At 67.3% G+C, this 21519-nt stretch carries 25 protein-coding genes, 1 tRNA gene and 1 riboswitch; of the genes, 3 read left to right on the forward strand and 23 right to left on the reverse strand.

The genetic code is table 11. The features are described from left to right. Window positions 1-77: 77 nt before the first annotated feature. The 18 genes from C5E05_RS05940 to C5E05_RS06030 form a co-directional block, all read right to left on the reverse strand. On the reverse strand, window positions 78-611 hold the full coding sequence (locus C5E05_RS05940; protein ID WP_146081051.1) for a hypothetical protein: 534 nt from the start codon (window positions 609-611) through the stop codon (window positions 78-80). A gap of 32 nt (window positions 612-643) precedes the next feature. Further along, window positions 644-1036, reverse strand: coding sequence for a hypothetical protein (locus C5E05_RS05945; protein ID WP_104341398.1), 393 nt, complete (start codon window positions 1034-1036; stop codon window positions 644-646). 2 nt (window positions 1037-1038) lie between these two features. After that, window positions 1039-2847 (reverse strand): type IV secretory system conjugative DNA transfer family protein, encoded by a 1809-nt coding sequence (locus tag C5E05_RS05950; protein WP_104341399.1) that lies wholly within the window; start codon window positions 2845-2847, stop codon window positions 1039-1041. Next, window positions 2844-3308, reverse strand: a complete 465-nt coding sequence (locus tag C5E05_RS05955; protein WP_104341400.1) for a hypothetical protein — start codon at window positions 3306-3308, stop codon at window positions 2844-2846. The genes C5E05_RS05950 and C5E05_RS05955 overlap by 4 nt, the downstream gene beginning before the upstream one ends. After that, on the reverse strand, window positions 3305-3562 hold the full coding sequence (locus tag C5E05_RS05960) for a hypothetical protein (protein ID WP_146081052.1): 258 nt from the start codon (window positions 3560-3562) through the stop codon (window positions 3305-3307). Before C5E05_RS05960 ends, C5E05_RS05955 begins: the two co-directional genes overlap by 4 nt. Beyond that, window positions 3559-5112 carry a hypothetical protein gene (locus C5E05_RS05965; protein ID WP_146081053.1) on the reverse strand — a complete coding sequence of 518 codons (1554 nt, stop codon included), beginning with the start codon at window positions 5110-5112 and terminating at the stop codon, window positions 3559-3561. Before C5E05_RS05965 ends, C5E05_RS05960 begins: the two co-directional genes overlap by 4 nt. Beyond that, window positions 5109-6608 carry an SCO6880 family protein gene (locus C5E05_RS05970; RefSeq protein ID WP_104341403.1) on the reverse strand — a complete coding sequence of 500 codons (1500 nt, stop codon included), beginning with the start codon at window positions 6606-6608 and terminating at the stop codon, window positions 5109-5111. Before C5E05_RS05970 ends, C5E05_RS05965 begins: the two co-directional genes overlap by 4 nt. A gap of 36 nt (window positions 6609-6644) precedes the next feature. Continuing rightward, a complete protein-coding gene (locus C5E05_RS05975; protein WP_104341404.1) occupies window positions 6645-7889 on the reverse strand; it encodes a hypothetical protein in 1245 nt (414 codons plus the stop codon). Between the two features lie 34 nt (window positions 7890-7923). Next, a complete protein-coding gene (locus C5E05_RS05980) occupies window positions 7924-8259 on the reverse strand; it encodes a hypothetical protein (protein ID WP_104341405.1) in 336 nt (111 codons plus the stop codon). A 64-nt stretch (window positions 8260-8323) separates the two neighbouring features. Next, window positions 8324-9046 carry a hypothetical protein gene (locus C5E05_RS05985; RefSeq protein WP_104341406.1) on the reverse strand — a complete coding sequence of 241 codons (723 nt, stop codon included), beginning with the start codon at window positions 9044-9046 and terminating at the stop codon, window positions 8324-8326. After that, the gene (locus C5E05_RS05990; RefSeq protein ID WP_104341407.1) at window positions 9043-9849 is read right to left on the reverse strand and encodes a hypothetical protein; all 807 of its coding nucleotides are present in this window, start codon (window positions 9847-9849) and stop codon (window positions 9043-9045) included. The genes C5E05_RS05985 and C5E05_RS05990 overlap by 4 nt, the downstream gene beginning before the upstream one ends. Continuing rightward, complete coding sequence (locus C5E05_RS05995) at window positions 9846-10634, reverse strand: sigma factor (RefSeq protein ID WP_104341408.1); 789 nt, start codon at window positions 10632-10634, stop codon at window positions 9846-9848. The genes C5E05_RS05990 and C5E05_RS05995 overlap by 4 nt, the downstream gene beginning before the upstream one ends. Continuing rightward, entirely contained in the window at window positions 10634-11929 is a 1296-nt protein-coding gene (locus C5E05_RS19790) for a hypothetical protein (RefSeq protein ID WP_146081054.1), read from the reverse strand. The genes C5E05_RS05995 and C5E05_RS19790 overlap by 1 nt, the downstream gene beginning before the upstream one ends. 46 nt (window positions 11930-11975) lie before the next feature. Then, window positions 11976-12782, reverse strand: a complete 807-nt coding sequence (locus C5E05_RS06010; protein ID WP_104341411.1) for a hypothetical protein — start codon at window positions 12780-12782, stop codon at window positions 11976-11978. 47 nt (window positions 12783-12829) lie between these two features. After that, the gene (locus C5E05_RS06015; protein WP_104341412.1) at window positions 12830-13588 is read right to left on the reverse strand and encodes a hypothetical protein; all 759 of its coding nucleotides are present in this window, start codon (window positions 13586-13588) and stop codon (window positions 12830-12832) included. Between the two features lie 56 nt (window positions 13589-13644). Further along, window positions 13645-14625 carry a DUF2637 domain-containing protein gene (locus tag C5E05_RS06020; RefSeq protein ID WP_181059411.1) on the reverse strand — a complete coding sequence of 327 codons (981 nt, stop codon included), beginning with the start codon at window positions 14623-14625 and terminating at the stop codon, window positions 13645-13647. A 142-nt stretch (window positions 14626-14767) separates the two neighbouring features. Continuing rightward, window positions 14768-14983, reverse strand: a complete 216-nt coding sequence (locus C5E05_RS06025; RefSeq protein WP_104341414.1) for a hypothetical protein — start codon at window positions 14981-14983, stop codon at window positions 14768-14770. After that, the gene (locus C5E05_RS06030) at window positions 14980-15180 is read right to left on the reverse strand and encodes a helix-turn-helix domain-containing protein (RefSeq protein WP_104341415.1); all 201 of its coding nucleotides are present in this window, start codon (window positions 15178-15180) and stop codon (window positions 14980-14982) included. Before C5E05_RS06030 ends, C5E05_RS06025 begins: the two co-directional genes overlap by 4 nt. Window positions 15181-15274: 94 nt before the next feature. On the opposite strand from C5E05_RS06030, the gene C5E05_RS20700 reads away from it, so the two are divergent. Next, complete coding sequence (locus C5E05_RS20700) at window positions 15275-15592, forward strand: helix-turn-helix domain-containing protein (RefSeq protein WP_374953446.1); 318 nt, start codon at window positions 15275-15277, stop codon at window positions 15590-15592. Here C5E05_RS20700 and C5E05_RS06035 read toward each other — a convergent pair. Then, window positions 15554-15626: transfer RNA gene (locus C5E05_RS06035), tRNA-Lys, on the reverse strand. The two genes, C5E05_RS20700 and C5E05_RS06035, sit on opposite strands and share 39 nt — an antisense overlap. Before the next feature lie 107 nt (window positions 15627-15733). On the opposite strand from C5E05_RS06035, the gene C5E05_RS06040 reads away from it, so the two are divergent. Beyond that, window positions 15734-16165 (forward strand): DUF1801 domain-containing protein, encoded by a 432-nt coding sequence (locus tag C5E05_RS06040; RefSeq protein WP_104341416.1) that lies wholly within the window; start codon window positions 15734-15736, stop codon window positions 16163-16165. Here the strand turns inward: C5E05_RS06040 and C5E05_RS06045 are convergent. Continuing rightward, window positions 16080-17222: an acyltransferase family protein gene (locus C5E05_RS06045; protein WP_104341417.1), complete on the reverse strand. Its 1143-nt coding sequence runs from the start codon at window positions 17220-17222 to the stop codon at window positions 16080-16082. The two genes, C5E05_RS06040 and C5E05_RS06045, sit on opposite strands and share 86 nt — an antisense overlap. Window positions 17223-17299: 77 nt before the next feature. On the opposite strand from C5E05_RS06045, the gene C5E05_RS06050 reads away from it, so the two are divergent. Then, a complete protein-coding gene (locus C5E05_RS06050; RefSeq protein ID WP_104299398.1) occupies window positions 17300-18349 on the forward strand; it encodes a MauE/DoxX family redox-associated membrane protein in 1050 nt (349 codons plus the stop codon). 151 nt (window positions 18350-18500) lie between these two features. On the opposite strand, the gene C5E05_RS06055 is transcribed toward C5E05_RS06050, so the two are convergent. The 3 genes from C5E05_RS06055 to C5E05_RS06065 form a co-directional block, all read right to left on the reverse strand. Further along, a complete protein-coding gene (locus tag C5E05_RS06055; RefSeq protein WP_104242554.1) occupies window positions 18501-19388 on the reverse strand; it encodes a bifunctional methylenetetrahydrofolate dehydrogenase/methenyltetrahydrofolate cyclohydrolase in 888 nt (295 codons plus the stop codon). Beyond that, window positions 19385-20659, reverse strand: coding sequence for a serine hydroxymethyltransferase (glyA, locus tag C5E05_RS06060; RefSeq protein ID WP_104341418.1), 1275 nt, complete (start codon window positions 20657-20659; stop codon window positions 19385-19387). Before glyA ends, C5E05_RS06055 begins: the two co-directional genes overlap by 4 nt. Before the next feature lie 49 nt (window positions 20660-20708). After that, window positions 20709-20793: riboswitch (ZMP/ZTP riboswitch) on the reverse strand. Window positions 20794-20796: 3 nt separating this feature from the next. Further along, window positions 20797-21426 carry a Pr6Pr family membrane protein gene (locus C5E05_RS06065; RefSeq protein ID WP_104242558.1) on the reverse strand — a complete coding sequence of 210 codons (630 nt, stop codon included), beginning with the start codon at window positions 21424-21426 and terminating at the stop codon, window positions 20797-20799. Window positions 21427-21519 lie beyond the last annotated feature (93 nt).

The following is a 21519-nucleotide window of genomic DNA, read 5'->3' on the forward strand; positions in this document are numbered from 1 at the left end:
TCCGGCGGCTCTGTGGATAGGCTTGGTGTGATTCATCGCGTGCAGCAGCAGCGGCGGCACCTATCCCGCTAGTTCGATCAGTCGGAAGTGTGCGAAGTTCCTCCCGGAGCATCGCCCCCGGGGCGGGGGATTGTCGCAGCGAGCAGCTGAGTCCGCCATCCTCCTTGAGCCCACTGCGTCCACACCGCGGTCGGGGTGTCGGACCATGCTCTGGTGGTACTGATGTGCTCTTCACGGCAGTCGCCGCGGTACCACTCCTTGATGCGCTGTTGGGCCAGGTGGAATCGTTCGTGCCAACCGATTGGGCCGATGCCCGAGTCCCCAGCATCGAAGGACGCGACGTGCGCCGACTTCAACGCCGACAGCTCTTCCACGAGCGCGCCATGGAGGTGCCAGCACTCGGGGATGATGTCGAGCTCGTAGCGCACGACGATCCAGCGCACGAACTTCGCGAGCTCCGTCCATTCCTCGTCGACGTCGGCGTTCTCCAACGCGAAGCGCTGCCAGGCCAGCACCGTCGGATACAAGCCAGGCACAACCTCGCCCCGATTGCCCGGGTCCACGTCGGTCGGGAACAGGTCATCATCGAACTCGAAATCCCCGTCGTCCACGTCTGGCTCGTCCGAGTTGTGGCCGTCGGCATTCATCGTGCCCCAATCAGGCTGCGCAGCCGGGATCGCACTTTGGCGATCGCCAGCAGCGTGGCTTCCTTGCGGCTGCGCATGTACCGAAGCGCGCCGTCGTTGTCCATCAGCTCGTGCACCAGGCGGTGACAGAGCGGATGCATCGGCAGCAGATCCTCGTCGCGTTCGTCGGCGAGCCAACCGCCGTTCAGGAGCTGCGTCACACCGCGGTAGTCAATGTGGTGCAGCTCGAGGCGGCGCTTGGCCTGCGGCTCCATTCGCTTGCACACGCAGCACTGGTGCCGGTCCGGGTTCTGGTCGAACCACCGGGCACGTCGGGTGTGCCACTGCTTCGACTTCAGGTACTGCAGCCGGTACGCGCGTGACGCGATGCCCGCTCGACCGTTCGACATGGTTACGACACCTCCAGTTGCAGTGGCTGCGGCATCAGCCGGCCCTGCCGGCGGAACTCGTCCGCCTGCTCCGCCTCGGTCTGCTTCTTGCCCGCCGAGATCTCGTCCGCGTCGGCTCGCTTCGTCCATCCGGGCATCTCCAGGAGCACGCCGCGCTTGTTCTTGTAGGCGAGCACGCCGTACCCGGTGGGGATGCGGTGCAGCTCGTCGACGCTGAGCACGGGTAAGCGTTCGATGCCGAGCTGCGTGGAGTTGCCCTGCAGCGACACCGACCGCGACTTCGTCCGCACCTCCCGCGTGCCGAGGATCGACTCGAGCCCCTTCAGGTGCGACTCGTCACTCCCGCCGCCGTAGAGGATCTTCGCGATCGCGGACGTCCAGATCGTGTCTGCCTCGTCTGCGCTCCACGCGGTGCGCGCCTGGGAGAACCCCTGCAGGACGACGAGCGTCCAGATCCCGATGCCCCCACCGTCGGAGAGCACCGTGGGCAGAGCCTTCCAGGAGAACATGTTTGCGATCTCGTCCAGGACCAGCCCCAGGGGCGGATCCAGACGACTCCCTGGAGAGGTGAGCGCCTTGCGGCGTGCCTGCTCCACGACGTCGTCCAATAGGGCGCCGAGGAATCCGCCAGCGGCTCCCGCGCCTGACCGGGTGCCGATGAGGTAGAGCGTATTCTGCCCGGACAGGAACGCCTGAACGTCGAACGCGTCGTCGTCCCCCGTCGGGCACATCGCCGCCGCGACGCTCGGCAGCTGCAGCGGCGCGGTCGCGGCCGCGACCCCCATCCACCGGGAGCCGAGCAACTTCGAGTCCCCGTCGAGCACGGTCTTGAGCGCGGACGCCCAGCCGGGAGGGCCCTGGTTCTCGAGGATCTTGACCGCGGGCCTAGCGAGGTCAGGGGACGCGCCCCAGTCCCGGAGCGTGTTCACGTCCTTCTTGCCCAAGGCGCATGCCATCAGCAGCCGCGAGAGCAGCACCTCGGCTTCCTGCGCCCACTCCGAGTTCGAGCTCGACATGCCAAGTTCCGTGCCGCCGATGAGTGCGGCGGCACGCTGCCTCGCGACCAGCGCATCGTCGCAGCCGCGGATCGGGTTGATCTTCATCGAGTTCGCGATCCCAGACAGGCCCTGCGGGTCGAACACGGTCACCGTGCCGAGCTTCGCGCGGCGCTTCATGGTTGCGGCCAGGTTGTCGTTGCGCGTCGACGTGGTGATCAGCGGGCCGGGCCAGTCGATGATGACGCCAATGAGGAGGCGAAACCCCTTGCCCGAACGCGGGGATCCCTCCACCACCACGGAGTCCTCGACCGACAGGTACACGCTACGTCCATGCCCCAGGCCGATGTGAATCGCCACATCCTCGGGACGCGGATTCTCCAGCGTGGGGCGCACCGTGACGGCGGACTTCAGCCGGGTCTTCGCGCCGAACGTGATGCGCACCTCGCGCCCCCGCGCGAGGCCGTCCCGCGCCCGGAGCTGCTTCACGAAGTATGCGTCGGACTGCTTCCATGACCCCCACAGCAGGAACCCGACGAGCGTGCCCGCACCGATGAGCACCAGCGTGCCCACGATGAGGCCGCGACCCCACCCTGCGGCCGCGCCGTGGCAGGCCTCGGGGAGCTCGAGGCTCGAACCGTCGGCGTGGATCAGGAACCCGAGGCCCGACCACATCGAGGGCCAGACCGGTGCTTGCCCGCAGGCGAGCAGCGCGGCGACGAACACCGATGCCACGCAGAGGCCGGCGACGATTCCAGCACCGGCAAGCACGAACACGAAGGCGCGCACCCAGGGTGCTTCTCCCCCGCCGTTCATGCGCGAGCCTCCTGCTCGTCGAACGCCGCCTTCAAGCAGTTGCCGCGCATCCGTTGGTACACCGCCAGATCTCGCTGGAACTTACTTGCGTAGTCCTCGAACCATTCCTCCAGCCCGCGATTGGTTTCCTCCTGCTTCGACGCGCAGAACTCGCGGAAACGCTCCGCCCTCGCTTCCTCGGCCAGCCGTTCCGGGGACGGATTGTTGATGTCGTCTAGAACCCGGTCGAGTTCGGCTTCCTCTTCTGGTGACAGGTCTCGCGAGAACGCCCCGGTCATGGGCTGCCCGTCGTATCCGACCATGACGATCGGGCCGGGGGTGTTCTGCAAGATCAGCCCATCGAGCGCAACGAGACACGCTGGCACGGGGCCGATCAGGCGCTCGTCGAGGAGGTCGAGGGCGGCCCCAAGCTCTTTGCCGAGTCTGATGGGCATCGTGATGGTGATGTGCTGGTCGTTCATGCGCGGTTGCCTCGCTTGATGAGGTGTGCGCGAAGCGCGAAGAAGGCCTCAACGAGGAAGAACATCGTGGAGAAGCCGCAACCGAAGAGGAGCCCTTGAGCCGCGTCGAGGGTCACGAGCTGGTCGCGGCGGTCCGCCATCGGTGCGCCCCAGATCAGGAGTCCTAAGCCCATGACGAGCAGCGCTGCGTTGAGGATGATCATGCCGGTTCGCCACTGGTGTCGTGGCGCACGCGGGGAGGCTGAAGGGGTCATGCGTGGATCTCCTCTGATTCAGTAGCTGTGCTGTCGGTTGCTGGGATGTCGCGCATGGAGCCCGAAGTGTCGAAGTAGGTGCGCTCCCAGTCGGTGGTGAGCTCGGTGGTGTTCAGCACGATGGAGGTGGAGCCGATGGCGACGACGCATTCCCCGATCTCGAGGTCCGCGATGAGGTCGGACTGTTCTCGGGTGAGGCCCACGGACGCGGCGGACGCGGCGAGCTGGCCGATCTCTTGCGCGAAGCTGATCTTGACCGCGAAGCCCTTCGCCAATTGCTGTGCGAGCTCCCGCTCCTTTGACCCTGCGGGGCCGACCGCGTCGAAGTCGCCGCCCTCATGGACGACGAGCAGCTGGACGATGCCGAGCTCGCCCGCGAGCTTCTGCTGCGCGCGTTGCGCCTCGAGCGCGGTGACGGAGTTCATGTCTCGCCATCCCTCTTCGCGGGCGACGACGAACTTGCGTCCGGACTTCTTGTCCGAGAGCACGGACATCACCCACGCCTGCGTGACGGCCTGCGCGATCGCGAGGGCGTCCTCGCCGCGGATCGCCATCGCTTCCGTGTCGAACACGGTGTAGGGGCTGTCGACGTCGAACTCCACGGTCGATTCGTCCTCGAACATGCCGGACAGGTTGCCGACGGTCAGGCGGCGCAGCGTGGACCACAATTCGCGGCCAGCTTCCCGCATGTCGCCCATCTCCTCGTCAAGGATTTCGCCGCGCGCGATCGCGGCCAGCTCCAGCCACACGAGGCGAATCGTGGGCCGGTCACCGGTCGCGGTCACGACGTTGGTCAGCGCGACGTCGAGGACGTTGCGCTCGTGGGAGGTCATCGCGCGCAGTCCCGAGTTGAGGATGGTCACGATCTGCTGCAGTACGAGGCTGCGTCGTGTCCGGACAGCGTCCGCCCACTGGTCCGCGTTCCACCCGCGTGGCCGGTGGCCACCGTCGAGCGCGTTGATGCGGAGCCGCGAGCCGGGGACGCCGACCTGGATAACGGTGCCTCCGACCGCGTGCGCGACGCGGACGTGTTCGCCCTTGGAGTCGGACGTTTTGATGGCCTGTCGCCCGAAGAGCACCAGCAGCACGATGAACCGCTTGAGGAACCAGGACTTCCCCTTCCGGTAGCCGCCCATGATGAGCACGCCCGTCGAGGGAATGAGGTCCCGGTTGTAGGCCTCCCACGGGTCGAAGCACCAGAGCTGTTCCGTTTCGAGGTCGATACCCATGGCCGGTCCGATGGCCGGCCACGGCTGGCCGGTCAGGTACGGCCAGAACGCGGCCACCTCCTCCGACGTGAGCCGGTGCGAGGGCGGCTTGATGCGTAGCGTCGACCGGAAGCCACCCGACTCGGGCTGCGCGGCTTTGGGGCCGTGTTTGGCTCCGCGGGTGACCGTCGGGAGTTCGGAGTTCGTCCAGGAGCGGCGTTCGAGTTGCACTGGTTGCCGAAGCCGGTCGCGGATCTCCTTACGTGACTGGCGCTGCGACTTGGTGTCTCCGTCGATGTGCCCGACTGCCTGGCGGCGTGCTTCTTGACCGCGCATGCTCATGCGAGTCCCTCCCCGGTGGGGATGGCGCACATCATGAGCGCTTCGCCCTGCTGGGCGACCAGGACGTGCGGTTCCATGCCTGCGTTTGAGATGTGGGTGCGCAGCGCGGACGAGGCTTGGTCGAGCTCGTCGATGTCCGTCGCGGACACCGCGATGTAGACGGACAGCTCGAACTCGCCCTGGCCGGCCACGAGGGCCTGTTCCTGGTCGATGAGTAGCTCCCACTCGTGTTTGTCCGCCTCGGACGTGATCTGGTTGCGCTTCTGCCGCAGCCCTTCGGACGCGATCCAGGACTTCTTGGAGCTCTCGATGCGCTTCATGGCCCGAGCGATCGACACGGGCGCGGACGTGATGCTCGCGATGTGCCGCACGGGGCGACCGTCCGGAAGCTGTCCGAAGATGATCGAGTCGAACAGACCTGGCCGCACCTCGAAGGCGGGGAGCTGGCCGATCCAGAACACGCGGTGCACGGCGCTGTCGGTGCGGACAAAGTCACGGTGCTCCTCGAAGTACATGACCGCCTCCCCGCCCGCCTCCACTCCGGCTTCGGGATCCCGAGAGGCGCGCTCCATGAGCTGCGGCTGCATCACCGGGTCGAGCAGACTGCGGATGCTCATGCGGATCCCCGCGGGGCTCTGCCATTCCACGCGCACGAACCCAGCTCCGCGCAGCGCCGCCTGGATCGCCTCCGCCTCGAGCAGCGCCACGCGGCGCAGCCCGTCGACGCCACCTCCCGAGTTCTTGATCTGCCCCGCGAGGGCGTACAGATCCAGGGTGATCGCCATCTCGGTAACGTGGGAGCGCACGATGTTGCCCGCCAACGTGAGCATCTCCTCGTAGGACTCGCGCACCGCATCAAGGCTCGAACGAGTGGAGACTCGATCCCGCGCATGCGCCCGCTCAGCGGCCACCGAACCCGTCGAGGTGCGGGCGATCTGCGTGAACCGCTTGATGCCGGGTCGCAGCGTCCACCCGCGCAGCACGGACGACAGGCCCGCGACCATGGCGTCCTGACGGCGGGGAGCGGCGTAGGTGAAGGACGGGGCGACGACGGTGGCGATCATCGTCGCGGTACGCTGCCCCGCGTCGTGCACGATCGCGATGCCGTCGGCTTCCAGGAGGCGCGCGTTCTGCAGTCGTCCCGGGAGCAGCAGCGTCCCTTCTCGGCGCATCTCGGACAGCACTGGCACGTCGGGACGCAGCACGTACGTGTTTCGGCGGCGCAGCTTCCTGAACTGGAACATGATTTCCCTCCACACGATGACGGGCAACGGGGTTGATCGGATCGTCACGAGCCCAATCGCGACGAACGGGAACCAGAGCGGGAACCCGATGAGCGCCCCGAGCGGGCCTTGACCGGTCGCGTACACGCAGATGAGCAGCAGCACGATGCCAACTGCGGTGACGATGAGGTTCTCCATCTGGAGATGCAGGATGATGCCCTGCTTCGGTAGGCGTGGAAACGCGAACTTGCGCTCCTCGTAGTCGTCGTACATGGTGATGCCCCCTCGAGCTGCTGGTGATGTGCCCGACTAGGGCTTCCGACGAGACGCAGGTGGTGTTGGTGGCGACGGGCGCTGTCCGCCACCACCTCGGCCTCGCTTGCCTCCCCCTGGCGAACTCGGACCGTTCCCCGGGGAGCCGCCTCGAGGCCCTGGGCTGCCGCCGCCCGGTGACGGAGCGGGCTTCGAATGGCCCGGCGAAGGGCGCTTTCCACTGCCACCGTCCCCGCCGGACTTGCCCCCGGATCCGGGCGTACCGGGGGTACCTCGTCCACCAGAGCGTCCGCCGCTTCCGGAGCCGCTGGAACGAAGGCGTCCGATGCCGGACTTCGTCTTCGTCGCAACAGCTTTCGCGCCGCGACCGGCGGCTCCTGCCGCGGCGGCTGCTCCGCGTCCCACGGCCGGAGCCGCCTGCCGGATCCCACGTCCCGCGCTGCGCCCACCGCGCTCGAGGCCCCGCATGGTCGCATGCCCTCCCGCGTCTCGGTCCACTCCCGCCCACGTGAACATGCCGAGCACCGCCATCGGTGCGATGCCGAGGATGGCCAGACCGAAGGAGATGATCAGGCCGTCGGTGCTCCACGGGTCCTCGATGATCGCGGCCATGCGAGTGAGCATGTGCATCATGCCGAGCAGGATCGGGTCCGTCAGCAACAGACCGGTGAGGAGGATCGTGTAGTTGCGGTGGACGTCCGAGCCTTCTCGAATGGGGAGCATCGTGAACACGAACGGCGCGAACGCCACCATGGCCATGACGCCGAGCCCGCGCACGATCCGGACCGCGCCCAGGGTGAAGAACCCGAAGAACGCGAGCACCCCGTTCAAACCCGCCGCGAACATGTTCCCTGCCGTCATATCGAGCAGCAGATCGGAGTCCTCATTCAGCCCGAAGTACTGGATGATCCCTTCCACGGCCGGGACGTCACCGTTGAGGCCGGTGAGCATGCCCGGGATGAGCTCGAGCAGCTTCAGGACTTCCGCGATGAACCAGATCGTGACGAGAGCGGCGGGCACACCGAACGCGATACCGAGGGCGGCACGCCAGGCTTCATCGTGCTTGTTCGTGATCACGCCTCGCGCGATGCCAAACGCGCCCACTCCGGTGGTGACGAAGAATGCGGTCAGCCCGATCCAGAACCCGGCGAGTTCACTGGCTGCGGCCCGCCCGGCGGTCCCTGGGCTGACGCTGCCCCAGTCGAGGGTCCACTCCATCATGTCGCGAGTGCCGTCCCAGATGAAGGTCAGTGCCCCGTCGGGGTTCCAAAGCCAGTCCATGCGTTGCCCCTTCCGGGCTTCAAGAAGGGGTGGGCTAGAAGATCTTGAAGCCGATGGCGAACCCGGCAATGCCCGTGAGCGAGCCCAGGATCACGAGCCCACCCAGCACGTACAGCGATGCCGTTGCAGCCCCTTCTTGCACGCGAGCGTTGCCGAGCCCCTTGCTGGCGATCAGGACGCCGCAGACGGCGAGCGCGAGGATGCACAGGATCACGGCCACACCCGCGACGATCGTCGTGAGACGCAGAGCGGCCTGCGCGAACGAGCTGCTCAGGTCTGGCTTGACCTCCGGGATGGACATCACGGATGCCCAGTCAGCGGTTGGGGTGGTGAGGGCGAGGTCAGAGATTCCGGTGATGAGTTCGAACATTGGTGGTGCCTTTCTCGGCGGTAGGTGGTGGTGAAGAGACGAAGTTCGTTGGAGACGCAGGCCGTTACAGGCGCAGGCCGTCGGTGACCGAGCGCCCGACATCGACATGCAGGTGGTTGGGGGCGTCTGAGATCTGCGAAACGCCGGGGATGTCGAAGTACGTGCCGTTCGCAATGCGGCCGTCGATCTGCCCAATCTGCGACCCGGCAGGGAGCACCCCGGCAACCGCGTTGACGTATTGCACGCTGAACGTGTCAGCCCCGGTCAGCGGGATCCCGTTGAAGGCGTAGAAGTCGATGGCCCGCCCGACCCAGTGGGCGGAGTAGCCGGAGGAGCCGGGAAGGTCACCCGTGCAGGCGCGGTTGAGGTCGCTGATCCCGACGGAATCGAACATGTTGAGCGCGATCTGGACCAGCTGCAGCGCCGGGAGCTGGATACGGCAGGACCCGGAGCCGTCGGCCATGCCACGGATCTGCATCGCGTAGGGATCGCTCGGACCGTAGAGGAACACAAGGCGACCGGCGTCCATCGCTGCGGCGAGCTGCTGCGCCGCCTCCTGCTCGGACGCCGACACGACACACGCGCCGGGCGCGCAAGCGGCACCACCTGGGGCTGTGGGCGTTCCCGGCAATGAGGGCACCATGATCCCGGCTTGGACGGCCTGCGCGAGCATCGAGCCCGTGCCGAGGAGTCCGACGAGGCCAATGAATCCGACGCCGAGCACCGCTCGGCGCGTGGTGGGCGAGTTCAGCGCTTGGGCTGCTTTCGCGGCCACGAGGAGCTTCACTGCACGACCTCGTTGGCCAGGAGCACGACGCCGCACTGGGTGCGCTGACCCGCGGCGTCCTCGTCGCAGTCCAGCTCGAAGCTCACCCACTGGGTGCCTTCCGTGGTGAGGCCACTCGCGTTTCCCACAAGCGTTGCGAGCTCGACGGTCACGAGGGCGTAGCCTTCGTCGGCGTCGTTGTAGCTCGGCTCCCAGCTCGGCCAGGACACGTGCTGTCCGTCGACGCGCACCGAACGCACCTCAGACGTCATCCACCCACCGTTCTGCCACATCTGCTCGAACGCCGATTCGGCCGGCAGGAACTTGCCACCGCGATTGAGCGCGGACTTCTCCCGGAAGGCTGCATCCACGAAGCTCTCGCCACCGTTCGCTGCGGTGGGGCCGACGTAGGAGTCCGTGGGCTGCGTGAAGGTGACGAAGTTCTCGAGCACGCGATCGCGCGTTGCCTGACCGGTGTTGTAGTTCGTCAGCGCCAGCGCTGCCGCCGATGCGTATGCTGCGGGGTCTCCCGTGACGGGCGGCATGACGAGCCCGTCGACCGTGCGCTGCAGCTCCCCCGAGGGCGCCGCAGAGGGCGCGTCGGGCGTCGCGCGCACACCGACGGGGGTCTGCTCCGGTGCCGGGGCGGCAGTGGCGGTCGAGGTGCCCGTCGGGCTGGCCTCGCCGCTGGTCCGGTTCCAATTCATGAGCAGCGCCGCCAACGCGATGATGAGCGACACGGTGAGCGCGACGAACAGCAGCTGCACGTTGCGCGAGCGGCGCAGCTCGCGCAGGCGGTCGCGGAAAGTGGTGGGCGTGGTCATGAGAACTCCCGAGTCAGTGAGCGTTGGTCGAGGACGGTGAGGGCGATGTCGAGGAGCTCTCGGACGCGCTTGATGAGGCGGTAGGCGGATGACGCGGACACGTCGAGTTCTGCCCCAAGGGCGTCCATGGACGCGGCTTCCAGCTCGACGCGCAGCAGCAGCGGCAGCACGCGGTCGGCGTCGAACACGTCCAGCGGGACACACGTCGCCGCAGTTGCTCGAAGGGCCGCGGGTGAGGTCGGCAATGGCGCATCCTGGGCGGCGCGAACGACGCGTCCGATGGCTTCGCACCGCTGGCGCACGGCCTGCACCTTGCGCAGGGAGAGGCCGTGGCGTTCAGCGACATCCCTGGGGTGCTCATCGGTGAGGGCGAGATCGAGCATCACGTCCCAGTCCTCGTCCCCCACGAACCCCGCGACCCGCTGCATCCAGTCGACCTGGTCGTAGCGGTCCGTCATCAGCTGCAGCGGATCCGTCGACGAGTGCTGGCTGTGGATGCGGTTCGTCTCGGCGCTGTCCGAGATGCGACGAGCTCGACTCGCGTCTGCCAGCACTTTGCGGATCATGTTGTGGCAGATGCCCCACACCCACGCCTCGACCTGGCCACGAGCCGCGTCGAACGTGGCGAGCTTCTTCCACGCCTCGATCAGCGTCAGCGAGAGCACGTCGTCGACCAGGTGGTCCGGAACACGTGCACCGACCCGTCCACGGCACTCCTCCACGGCCCGCTGCAGGGTCTCAACGCTGGGCGAGGCCACTCCGGGCCGTTCGGCTGCGAGCGTCATCAGGACACCGCCTGACGGTTCGCGGATGCGGCAACGTCGCAGCGGCGGCACAGGATCGTGCCCGCCGCGATCGTCCCGACCCGATACGGGGTCGGCAGCGCCCAGTCGTGCCCGGACGACTCGCACACCTCAGCCGCCTCGGCCTGGGCCGCAGCCCGCGCCTCGTGCAGCTGGGCCTCGCGGATCCCGCAGCGGTCGCAGCCGCGGTCGTCGGCGGCACCGACCACGAAGCGGTGACCACGTTCCTCGCAGGTCCGCAGCGCGGCGTTCGCGGTGGTCCCGAACCCGGTCTGCGCGGGACGCGCCATGGGGGCCGAGACTGGTGCTGCGGTGAGCGGGAAGTTGCGAACAAACGTGGCGAGGTCGGCGGACAGGGCTGAGGCCACATAGCCGTCGCGGTGCTTGATCGGCGTCCCGGAGAGACGTGCTCGCTTGAGGACTTCCACGGTCGCCGCGACCAGATCGAAGCGAGGAACGCTGGAGTGCTGGCGAGCGATGCGCTCGAGCACGGCACGGGCATCGACGCGAACCCCGGCGAGCTGCGCACGGCCAGCAGCTAGATCCACGAACCAAGAGCTCAGATCCGAATCATCATCATCCGGCGAAGCCGCGACGACTCCTGGGGTTGACTCGTTAACTGATGATGATTGATCTTGGTTTTCTTTATCTTGGTCTTCTTTAAGAGGCGGGAAACCCAACGTCGGATTTCCCTCCTTGGGTTGTCCACAGGCGGCGGCAACCCTCGGCGGGTTTTCCTCCGTGGCTTCTGCCGCGCCCTGGTGCGGAACAAGCCTTGGCGGGTTTTCCTCCATGGCTTCACGCGAGGTCGTCGCGGCAACCCTTGGCGGAAAATCCTCCTTGGCTTGTCCACAGGCTCCGGCAACCCTTGGCGGGTTTTCCTCCGTGGCTTCACGGGAGATGGTTTGGGCGCTCATCTCGACTGGTTTGAGCGGGTCAAGGAGTCGGAACTGCTTGAGTCGATGACCGCCGATGGGACGCCCCTGGGCGTCCTTCGACCCCGCTGGGTAGACGTAGTCCAGCACCTCGAGGAACCCTTGCTCCTCGAGGCAGCGACGGGCTTTCAGGAACGCGTCCTTACCCAGCCCGAGCTGCTCTCGCACCGACGTCTGTGTGAGCCGGTAGCCGGTCTTGTGGGAGCGGATGAACAGGTAAATAGAGAGCGGGTTGCCGACGATCTTCGGGTACCGCACCCACCAGTTGCGCACCTGAGAGAACTCGCGGTCGATCGCCAGCTCCTCGCGCAGAAACTCTCCCTGCAGGGGTTCTTCGGTCACTATCTGTCCCTTGATGAGTCGATGGATGCGGAGCGTTCGGCCGGTCTCAGCGGCCAGGGTTAGACGCTCGGTGGCGCATGCTGTGCCGCTGCAGCGCGATGGTTCCGGGCTCGGTGCGACGCACCGCGCCAAGCAGCCGTCGGGCGTCGCTGCGGTCTCCCCGAAGTCGGTATGGGCCTGCAGGCAGCACGCGGATAGGGTGCTCGATGGCGTCCATCCCTCGAAGCGGGTTCGTCAGCCCCATCCAGACCCGCGAAGGCAGGAACATTCGACCGTTGAGCGTCTCCCCGGTCGACCGGACGAACGTGACCTGAACGCCGTCGACGAGGCGACGCACGGCAGTCTCGTCGTCGTAGAAGTTGCGGCGCACCGTCGCGACGAGGTCGTGCTGCGACGCCGTGAGCGGGCGTCCAGCCAGGCGGGCCGTTTCCTCGGTGCCGACGTCGTGGGAGGTGCCCTGCGCCCAGATCAAGTCCAGATCGCTGCGCACAGCGAGGGTGACCACCTCGTGCCCGTCGAGCGCGTCGCTGCTGGCCACGGTCCGAGCGACCACGAGCGCGAGGCGGCGGGCCTCCCACGGCAACCGAACGTCCGACCGGACTCGGCTGTGCTCGTAGGACTCCTGCTCGAGCACCCAGGGCGCGGTCTCGTGCGCGGATCCCGAAGCTGGGATACACCGGAGCACGTCGACATGCTGCGGGCGCGGATCGCTGGCGCCGATGGCGGGTCCGATCTCGACGTGCTGGAGCACGTTGCCGACTTCGTGCACGTCTGCCAGCTCGAGCGCGCGTCGGTCCGAGTCAGCTCGAGACGTGGGCGCGGCTGGCTTGTCGGCGCGGGCGAATCGGATCATTGGTGGCTCCCAGGTCTTGGTGGCGGTGGCGATAGGTGCGGGCCTGGCTAATGCCGTGAGAAGCGGTGAGCTGCGCGTTCGGCGTGCAGCACCGAGTCGGCGGCGGCTTCGATGCGGCGCGCGATCGCGTCGCCGTCTGCCGCGATCGCGCGCTCGCGCGTGCTCACGAGGCCGAGGAGCATGGCGAGCTGCATTAGCTCCCCTTCGCTGAGCTCGAACGCGTACGTCGCGGAAGTCGCAGCGGGTGCGGCCTCGAGAGGCGGAGTGCCGCTGCTCGTGGCGAGAGTTCGGGTGGCGCGGGAAAGGTAGTCGAAGCCGTCGAGCGCGAGCGTGTCTGCGGGTGAGCCTTCGCTGTAGTCGGCGGGCTCCCAGGTCATCGGGAGGCGCGTCCGCTCGTGTGCCTGCTCAGCGAGCGTGCGGATCAGGGTGTTCTCGAACTGCCAGGCTCCGCCCGGGAGTCCGCTGATGTTCAGCGCCTCGATTGAGGCGGTGATGCCGTGCTCCCGGAACACGTCCTGCGCGGCGAGCCGATACAGCTCGAGGTACTCGCGCTGATCCTCAACGTGGCGGCGCAGGATTTCCGCCTCGAGCCACGCGAGTTCCTGCGCCTCGGCGGCGGGGAGCTCGTGGTCGTAGGACCGCGCACGAAGCTCGCCGCGCTGCAACCGCGCCTGCGCGTTCAAGCCGAGCTGCTCGAAGCGGCGGTCGACGTGCACGCCGAGGACGATCGGTTCCGTGCGGGCGCGTAGCGCGACGAGCTCGGGCAGTTCGATTGGTGCGGTCGTGGTGGGTGTTGCTGTGGTCATGACGCCCCCTCATTGGCGTGCCGGACGCAGCGCGCTCGGCTGGTATTGGCCCTGCCCTAAGAGGCAGGGAGTTCGCGGTACTGCGCGAGCTTTCGACGCCCGGTGCGCTCGGACACATTCAGCAGCGCCGCGACAGCTTTCGCCGTCAGCTCCCCGCCCTGCTCGTCGTGTGCTCGGATCAGTTCCAGGTCCGGCGATGACGTAGTCTCGGCGCGAGTGGTCGCCACCTGGGCGACCGTCTGCGCGAGAATCGGCGCACGCTCGTCGCCGAACGTGGCCGGTTCGACGGGCGCGGGCTGGCGCACGCCCTGAGCGGAGAACCGCTCGGGCACCTGCAGGAAGTCCGCCAGGTCCGGATCCGGCGTCTCAACGGCGGCCTTGGTCGACTCGTGCACGGGGGCGACGATCCGGGCTGATCCGATCTCGTGCTCAGTGCTAGCGCGAGGCGCTTCCTGCTCCCTAGCGATGCGTGTCTCGGGAACCGCAGCGTGCGAGGTCGTGCTCCGGGCCGATCCCAGGGCTGGAATCAGCGCGGACACCAGCTCGAGCTGCTCCTCGTCCACTAGCGTCACCGGGGGCAGTTCCTGGGCTGGGGCGACTTCGAGCGGCTCGGGGCGTTGCGAGATCATGACTACGAGCAAGTGCGAGGCGATGAGCAACGCCACGGGTGGCACCGACGCCACGGTGACCGCGATCCAATCCGCGACCACCACAACCCCCGGCGCGAGCGTCTGCACATGCAGGGCGTTTCCCGCGACCGAGACGACCGCAAACACCCCGAGAGCCATCCACGGGTACAGCTGCACACGTCCAGGGCGGGCGCTGAACGAGAACGCGGCCAACGTGGCGACGACGATGAAGCCGTCGACAATGACCGGCCATAGGAACGCCAAATGCTCCGGAACCCCGGACGCTACGGCGAGTTCCGCCAGTGCGCTGAAGGAGAGCGCGAAGCTCGACCCTGCCAACACGAACACGCCCGTCGCGACCGTCCACGCCAAGACGGGTGAAGTCGAGCGCACCGAGACGCCGCTCACGAGAGCTTCCCCAATGATCCAACCCACATGGCTGGAAGACTTGGAAGGTCAGGGCCGTCGAGCAGCAGCACCAGCGCCCCAGTGACCATCACCACGATCGCGAACGCACAGAACACGATGACCGCGATTTCCCGACCGCCGCTCACCGCGTCACCGCCGATCCGCCAGCTGGACGGTACTTCTCGAGGCTGCCATTCGCTGCCAGGGCACCGGCACCAACCAGGAGCGCGACACCTGCCGCTGCGATCAATGAGCCGTTCGTCTGACCTATGAAAGCCAGCGCAACTGCGGCAAGAACCGAAAGGCCTGCGAGCGTCAGCGTGACGTTGTTCAGGACGTTGAAGGTGCGGGAGCTCATGCCTGCTTCACCGCTTCGATCTGCTCATCGGTGAAAGCAATGTCGAGGGCACCCTCGAGCTCCTGGCGTGAGATGCGCCAGTTGCCGCCGAAAAGCTGTCTAGCCGGGAGCTTCTGGCTCTTGATCCAGCGGCGCACCGTGATGGGTGTGACTTCAAGGAGCGCCGCTACCTGGGCGACAGTCAAGTTCTGAGGCATAGATGCAAGCTAACACAAAAGATCAGATTGATATGCGCGCGCACATGAGCATCTAAAGCACCACGTCCGGTGGCAGTACGGTACGATTCGAGCTATGAGCATCGCAAATGAGCCTCAGCTAGACGAACGCGACCTGACGTCCGAACGAATCGTGGCACTGCTGTGGCGAAAGCGGATGCGACAGATCGATCTGTCGGCTGCGATCGGCGTTGCCCAACCAAACCTGAGCGCGAAGCTGCGTGGTGCTCGTCGCTGGTACCTCTTTGAGATCGTTGGCATCGCGCAAGCGCTCGGCACGTCCGTCGCGTATCTCATCGGTGAGACGGATGACGACGCGCCGTTGCGTTCGACCGCTGATCAGCAGGGAGAAGGGTGGGCCCGGTGGGGCTCGAACCCACGACCCGCGGATTAAAAGTCCGATGCTCTGCCAACTGAGCTACAGGCCCCACAGTCGCCTGGCGTGCGGCGACCGTGGGGAATCCTATCGCGAATCGAGACCTCGCCTCTGCTCAGGCGGCCCCCATATGTCGGCGGCCGGGGTCATACTCTCGTCATGGCAGATACGAAGACGAAGCCGTCCGACGTCTCACCCGATCTCCTCATCGATCAGGCAGAGCCCGCGGGGCGACGCGAGGACGCGCGCATCCTGAAGGAGATCATGGATCGGGTCACGGGCGAGGAAGCCGTCGTGTGGGGTCCCACGATGATCGGCTACGGCCGCTATCGCTACACGTACGAGAGCGGCCATTCCGGCGAGGCGATGATCCTCGGATTCGCCCCACGCAAAGCCTCGATGTCGATCTACGGACTCCAGATGTGGGCCTCAGAGGGACTCCTCGAGCAGCTCGGCAAGGCGAAGCTCGGCAAGGACTGCATCTGGGTGGGGCGGTTCTCGTCGCTCAATCTCGAGGTGCTCGAAGAGCTGGTTCGACTCGCCTGGTCGCGGCGGGAGGACCTGCAAGCAATGTTCCCGGGGGATGCCTGAGCGAGAGCACCCCGATGGCCCGCTCGAGCGGGCCGACCCCGAGGTACCGGCGCCAGAGGGTCGCGAACAGCAGGCACACGACCATGATGGCGACCATCGTGAGCAGGCCCTCCGGCTGCCGGTAGACGAGACCGGGGCCCGCGAGCCAGTTCTCTTCCCCAAGGAGCAGCTGCGACCAGATCGCCGTGAGGATGAGCACGTGCAGGCAGTAGACGGTGAACGCCATGGTGCCCATGTCGGCCAGCGGCCTCGTCAGGCGGGCGAACCAGGTGCGCATCCGCTCGCCCGAGAAGTCCCCGAGCAGCTGGATGCCCGCGTACGCGAGCAGCGCGAGCCCGAGATCCCGCGCCTCGTCGCCGTAGGACCCCGACTGGGTGACACCGGTCGCCATCTCCTCCCACCGCCGCGCGAACAGCGACACCCCAAGGAGCACCGCTCCCCCGCCGAACGCCCACGCCGTTCGGCTCCGGTTGCCGAGCTGCCAGCGGGCCAGGAGGAACCCGATCAGCAGCATCGGCAGCAGGTTCGTCAGGCGGTACGCGGATCCGAGGACCGTCCAGTCGAGCAGGAGGGCGGTCGGGTCGAACATCGACGACGGCGAGAACGCGGACGTCAGCGCCCAGGCCCGGGCTGCCTCGTTCACGATGGGCGCCAGCGCGAGGAAGAGCAGCGCCGCCCCGGCCGACCAGGCCGTCGGCAGGAAGAGGAACGGCGTGGCCACGAGCATCATGATGCCCAGGAAATCCAAGACGATGAGCACGCCAGAGAAGTTGATGCTCAGCAGCAGTCCCACGAAGATGAGCACGATCGCCTTGATGACCCACGAGAGCGCGAAGAAGCTCTTCCGTCGGGAATCCCACCGCGCCGCATCCCGCAGCTGATAGCCGGCCGTCACGCCGATGACCAGCGCGAACAGGGGTGACGCGGCGTCGTTCAGGAACTGGAAGAGCACCTGCAGCGCGCGCGGTTCGCGGTCGTCCAGGAACACGACCGTGTGGGCGATGATCATGGCGAAGATCGCGAAGCCGCGCACCACATCGAGGGAATTCAGGCGCATGCGTCGATCTTCGACGGCCCCGCGCCACCGGTCAAGCTCAGCGAGACGACGCGCCGCCCAAGGGCGATAATGAACGAGTGCTTCCCACCTTCGTGATCTTTCCCGCGCTGATCGCCTGCGTCCTCATCGCCAGCGGCGCGCTGAAGCTCCCCCAGCGCTCCCGCACCCTGCAGTCGTTGGCCGCGTTCGGCGTCCCCGCCCCGCTCCGGAAGCCGTGGGCCGCAGTCGCACTGCCGGTGGGCGAGATCATCCTGGGAGCCGCGCTGCTGCTCCTGAGCGGACCGGCCTACCTGATCGCGGCCACCCTCGCCGCCGCCCTCATGGCGACCTACCTGGTCGTGGTGGCACGCAGCGTCTCCAAGCGACAGGCCGTCGACTGCAACTGCTTCGGGGCGCTCAGCACCGAGCCGGTCAGCCAGATCACGATCTGGCGGAACGCGGGCCTCACGCTCGCAGCGCTCCTCGCGATATTCCTCCCGGGCATGGCGCTCGGAGTCCCGACCCAGCTTGCGCTCTTCTCGGTCGACGACTGGCTGTGGCTCGCCGCGACCACGACCGTCGCACTCGTCGGCATCGTCGCCGGCATCGTGAAGCCTCCCGTCTCCGCGCCGACGACGACTCGCGACGCGACGGCTGGTCAGGACTTCGAACTCGTCGAGGGTCCCGACCTCATCTCCGACCCAGCCGCTCGGGATGCCATCCCCCACACCCTTGAACTCGTCTCCGGGGACGGGGCGCCGGAACTGCTCTACAACCTCGTCGTCGTTCCCCAGAAGACGACGATCCTCATCTTCGCCCGCGTCGGCTGCGGTTCCTGCGGACCCGTGCTCAGCCAAGTCGGCGACTGGTCGCGGCGGCTGGGCGACGACGCGCAGATCATCGTCGCCACCTCGTCGAGCCGCGCATCCGTCAAGAAGAGCTACCCGAGCGCGCTGCCCCACACCTACTTCGGCGCGAAGGCCGCCACGGAGTTCTTCGAAGCTCACGCGACCCCCGCGGCGATCCTGCTCGCGGCCGACGGCACCATCGCATCGCCCCCCGAGTTCGGTGGCGACATCATTGCGGATCGCGTCGAGCAGCTGGTCGCCTCGTTCGCTGCGCAGCGCCAGTCTCAGCCGCACGGCTGAGCCTCAGGTCGCGACTGACTTGGTCCAGTTGGCGCACACGCTCGCCTGCTGGTGGCACGTGGCGGCGGACTGCGGGTTGCGGAGAAGCTGATACGCAAAAGGGTGCGGGCAGTTCGATGAACTGCCCGCACCCTTGGCACGAACCCGGTTGTTAGACCGCCGGGTTCAGGCGCTCGGCCTGCTCGACGACGTTCTCGAGGAGCAGCGCCCGCGTCATGGGGCCGACACCGCCGGGGTTCGGCGATACCCAGGCGGCCACGTCCCAGACTCCCGGGTCGACGTCGCCCGCGACTCTGGACTTGCCCGTCTCCGGGTCTTCGATGCGACTGACGCCGACGTCGAGGACAGCGGCGCCCGGCTTGACCCACTCGGGGCGCACGATGCCGGCGACACCGGCAGCCGACACGATGACGTCAGCCTCACGTGCCAGCACGCCGATGTCGGGCGTGCCCGTGTGGGTGAGCGTGACCGTCGCGTTGTTCTCGCGTCGTGTGAGGAGCGGACCGATCGAGCGGCCGACCGTCACGCCACGGCCGATGACGAGCACGTGCTTGCCGTTGAGCGAGATGTCGTTGCGGCGGAGCAGCTCGATCACGCCGCGGGGCGTGCAGGGCAGCGGCGTCGTGATCGGGTCGTTGGCGTTCAGCACCAGACGTCCCAGGTTGGTGGGATGCAGCCCGTCCGCGTCCTTCGACGGGTCGATGCGCTCGATCACACGGTCCTGGTCGATGTGCTTCGGCAGCGGCAGCTGCACGATGTAGCCCGTGCACGCGGGATCGGCGTTGAGGCGGTCGATCTCCGCCTCGAGCTCCTCCTGCGTGGTCTCGGTCGGGAGGTCGACGCGAATCGACTCGATGCCGACCTCAGCGCAGTCGCGGTGCTTGCCCGCGACGTACCACTTCGACCCGGGGTCTTCTCCGACGAGGATCGTGCCGAGTCCGGGGACGACGCCTCGCCCCGCGAGCGCGGCTACGCGCTCCCGCAGCTCGGCCTTGATCTCAGCCGCGGCCTTCTTGCCGTCGAGGGAGGCAGCCGTCATGCTTCGCCGAGGCCCGGGTAGAGCGGGAACGCGTCGGCGAGCGCCTTGGTGCGGGCGCGGAGAGCCGGCACGTCGGCGTCGGGGAGGAGCGCCAGGGCGATGACGTCGGCGACCTCGGTGAACTCTGCGTCGCCGAAGCCGCGCGTCGCGAGAGCGGGCGTGCCGATCCGCAGACCCGAGGTGACCAGCGGCGGGCGCGGGTCGTTGGGGACCGCGTTGCGGTTGACGGTGACGCCGACCTCGTGCAGAAGGTCCTCGGCCTGCTTGCCATCGATCTCAGCGTTGCGGAGGTCGACGAGGATGAGGTGCACGTCGGTTCCGCCCGAGCGGACCGAGATGCCGGCCTCGGCCACGTCTGCCTGCTGGAGGCGGTCGGCGACGATCTTCGCGCCGCGCAGCGTGCGCTCCTGGCGGTCCTTGAAGTCGTCGCTCGCGGCGAGCTTGAACGCGGTCGCCTTGCCGGCGATGACGTGCATGAGCGGGCCACCCTGCTGGCCGGGGAAGACGGCGGTGTTGATCTTCTTGGCCAGGTCGGCGTCGTTCGTCAGGATGAAGCCGGAGCGCGGCCCGCCGATGGTCTTGTGCACCGTGCTGGACGTGACGTGCGCGTGGGGCACCGGGTTCGGGTGCAGGCCAGCGGCGACGAGTCCGGCGAAGTGCGCCATGTCGACCCACAGGTAGGCGCCGACCTCGTCGGCGATCGCGCGGAACTTCGCGAAGTCGAGCTGACGGGGGTACGCCGACCAACCGGCGACGATGACCTTGGGCTTGTGCTCGAGTGCGAGCTCACGCACCTGCTCCATGTCGATCTGCGAGGTCTCGGCGTCGACGCCGTACGCGACGATGTTGTAGAGGCGGCCGGAGAAGTTGATCTTCATGCCGTGCGTGAGGTGTCCGCCGTGGTCGAGCGACAGGCCGAGCAGCGTGTCGCCGGGACGGGCGAGGGCGTGCATGACGGCGGCGTTGGCCGTCGCGCCGGAGTGCGGCTGCACGTTCGCGAAGGCCGCTCCGAACAGCGACTTCGCGCGCTCGATGGCGAGGTTCTCGGCCACGTCGACGACTTCGCAGCCGCCGTAGTAGCGACGTCCGGGGTAGCCCTCGGCGTACTTGTTGGTGAGAACGCTGCCCGTTGCCTCGAGGACGGCGCGCGGAACGAAGTTCTCACTGGCGATCATCTCGAGCGTGGAGCGCTGGCGGTCGAGCTCCTGCTCGAGAACCGCAGCGATCTCAGGGTCTACTTCACTCAGAGGGGCGTTGAACGTATCGGTCACGAAGACTCCTTCAGGAAACCGGATGGCACGGCGAACATGTGGTCGTGAACCGGCGAGCCCAGGCGAACGGCTCGAGAACCCGAAGAGCCGCTCCCTGGTGGTGACCCACCTGAACGCCAGTCGCGGCCGCGATAAGTCTACCGCGACTTGGCTGGCCTCCGCGAGAGCAGTGTCACGAGCCAGGTCAACGCCAGGCCGAGTGCGACGAGGCCGATGATGGTCAGCACGACGGGCGCGTAGCCCTGGTTCGTCGGGTTCAGGAACGGGTAGGGGTACCAACCGGTGAGGTTGCCGCGGATGAGGGAGAACGCCGCGTATCCGGCGGGGAAGATGAGCCAGATGAGCGCGGGCGCGAAGCGGATGCGCTTGGTCGGCCGGTCGATGAGGAGATCGATCAGCATGACGACGGGCATGACGTAATGCAGCACGGTGTTGTTCCACGGCACGGCCGTGAAGTCGACGTCGCTCAGGCCGGAGAGCAGCAGGGAGAACCCGATGCCGACGATGAGGATGTAGACCGCCACTGCCGCACGGAAGGCGTTGATCCGCGCGCCCTGCGCATTCGCGGCGGTCGCGACTCCGCTGATCAGCAGCGAGAGGACAACGAGGATGTTCGTCTCGATCGTGAAGTACGCGAAGAACTGATCCGGCACCCAGGTTCCGCGTTCCACGATCGTCGCTATCTCCGACACGATGGAGGAGAAGGCGAGCAGACCGAGCCCGATCTTGGCGGTGACCAGCGCGGGGCGGTGAATCGACGAAGCCACGAGGCGTCCTTTGATCGGCGGCGGGGAATCCTTGATCGCGGTTCTCCGCATTCGACGGAGAGCCGCCGTGCGTGCGGGAGTCGCAGGGATGAG

Origin of the sequence: Pseudoclavibacter sp. AY1H1, assembly GCF_002931055.1 — a bacterium.
GTDB lineage: Bacteria > Actinomycetota > Actinomycetes > Actinomycetales > Microbacteriaceae > Pseudoclavibacter.

What these genes read in the sequence shown, in the direction of transcription:
- C5E05_RS05945 (WP_104341398.1), bottom strand. Translation starts at nt 1,036, where the DNA reads ATGTCGAACGGTCGAGCGGGCATCGCGTCACGCGCGTACCGGCTGCAG.
- C5E05_RS05950 (WP_104341399.1), bottom strand. Translation starts at nt 2,847, where the DNA reads ATGAACGGCGGGGGAGAAGCACCCTGGGTGCGCGCCTTCGTGTTCGTG.
- C5E05_RS05955 (WP_104341400.1), bottom strand. Translation starts at nt 3,308, where the DNA reads ATGAACGACCAGCACATCACCATCACGATGCCCATCAGACTCGGCAAA.
- C5E05_RS05960 (WP_146081052.1), bottom strand. Translation starts at nt 3,562, where the DNA reads ATGACCCCTTCAGCCTCCCCGCGTGCGCCACGACACCAGTGGCGAACC.
- C5E05_RS05965 (WP_146081053.1), bottom strand. Translation starts at nt 5,112, where the DNA reads ATGAGCATGCGCGGTCAAGAAGCACGCCGCCAGGCAGTCGGGCACATC.
- C5E05_RS05970 (WP_104341403.1), bottom strand. Translation starts at nt 6,608, where the DNA reads ATGTACGACGACTACGAGGAGCGCAAGTTCGCGTTTCCACGCCTACCG.
- C5E05_RS05975 (WP_104341404.1), bottom strand. Translation starts at nt 7,889, where the DNA reads ATGGACTGGCTTTGGAACCCCGACGGGGCACTGACCTTCATCTGGGAC.
- C5E05_RS05980 (WP_104341405.1), bottom strand. Translation starts at nt 8,259, where the DNA reads ATGTTCGAACTCATCACCGGAATCTCTGACCTCGCCCTCACCACCCCA.
- C5E05_RS05990 (WP_104341407.1), bottom strand. Translation starts at nt 9,849, where the DNA reads ATGACCACGCCCACCACTTTCCGCGACCGCCTGCGCGAGCTGCGCCGC.
- C5E05_RS05995 (WP_104341408.1), bottom strand. Translation starts at nt 10,634, where the DNA reads ATGACGCTCGCAGCCGAACGGCCCGGAGTGGCCTCGCCCAGCGTTGAG.
- C5E05_RS06010 (WP_104341411.1), bottom strand. Translation starts at nt 12,782, where the DNA reads ATGATCCGATTCGCCCGCGCCGACAAGCCAGCCGCGCCCACGTCTCGA.
- C5E05_RS06015 (WP_104341412.1), bottom strand. Translation starts at nt 13,588, where the DNA reads ATGACCACAGCAACACCCACCACGACCGCACCAATCGAACTGCCCGAG.
- C5E05_RS06025 (WP_104341414.1), bottom strand. Translation starts at nt 14,983, where the DNA reads ATGAGCTCCCGCACCTTCAACGTCCTGAACAACGTCACGCTGACGCTC.
- C5E05_RS06030 (WP_104341415.1), bottom strand. Translation starts at nt 15,180, where the DNA reads ATGCCTCAGAACTTGACTGTCGCCCAGGTAGCGGCGCTCCTTGAAGTC.
- C5E05_RS20700 (WP_374953446.1), top strand. Translation starts at nt 15,275, where the DNA reads ATGAGCATCGCAAATGAGCCTCAGCTAGACGAACGCGACCTGACGTCC.
- C5E05_RS06040 (WP_104341416.1), top strand. Translation starts at nt 15,734, where the DNA reads ATGGCAGATACGAAGACGAAGCCGTCCGACGTCTCACCCGATCTCCTC.
- C5E05_RS06045 (WP_104341417.1), bottom strand. Translation starts at nt 17,222, where the DNA reads ATGCGCCTGAATTCCCTCGATGTGGTGCGCGGCTTCGCGATCTTCGCC.
- C5E05_RS06055 (WP_104242554.1), bottom strand. Translation starts at nt 19,388, where the DNA reads ATGACGGCTGCCTCCCTCGACGGCAAGAAGGCCGCGGCTGAGATCAAG.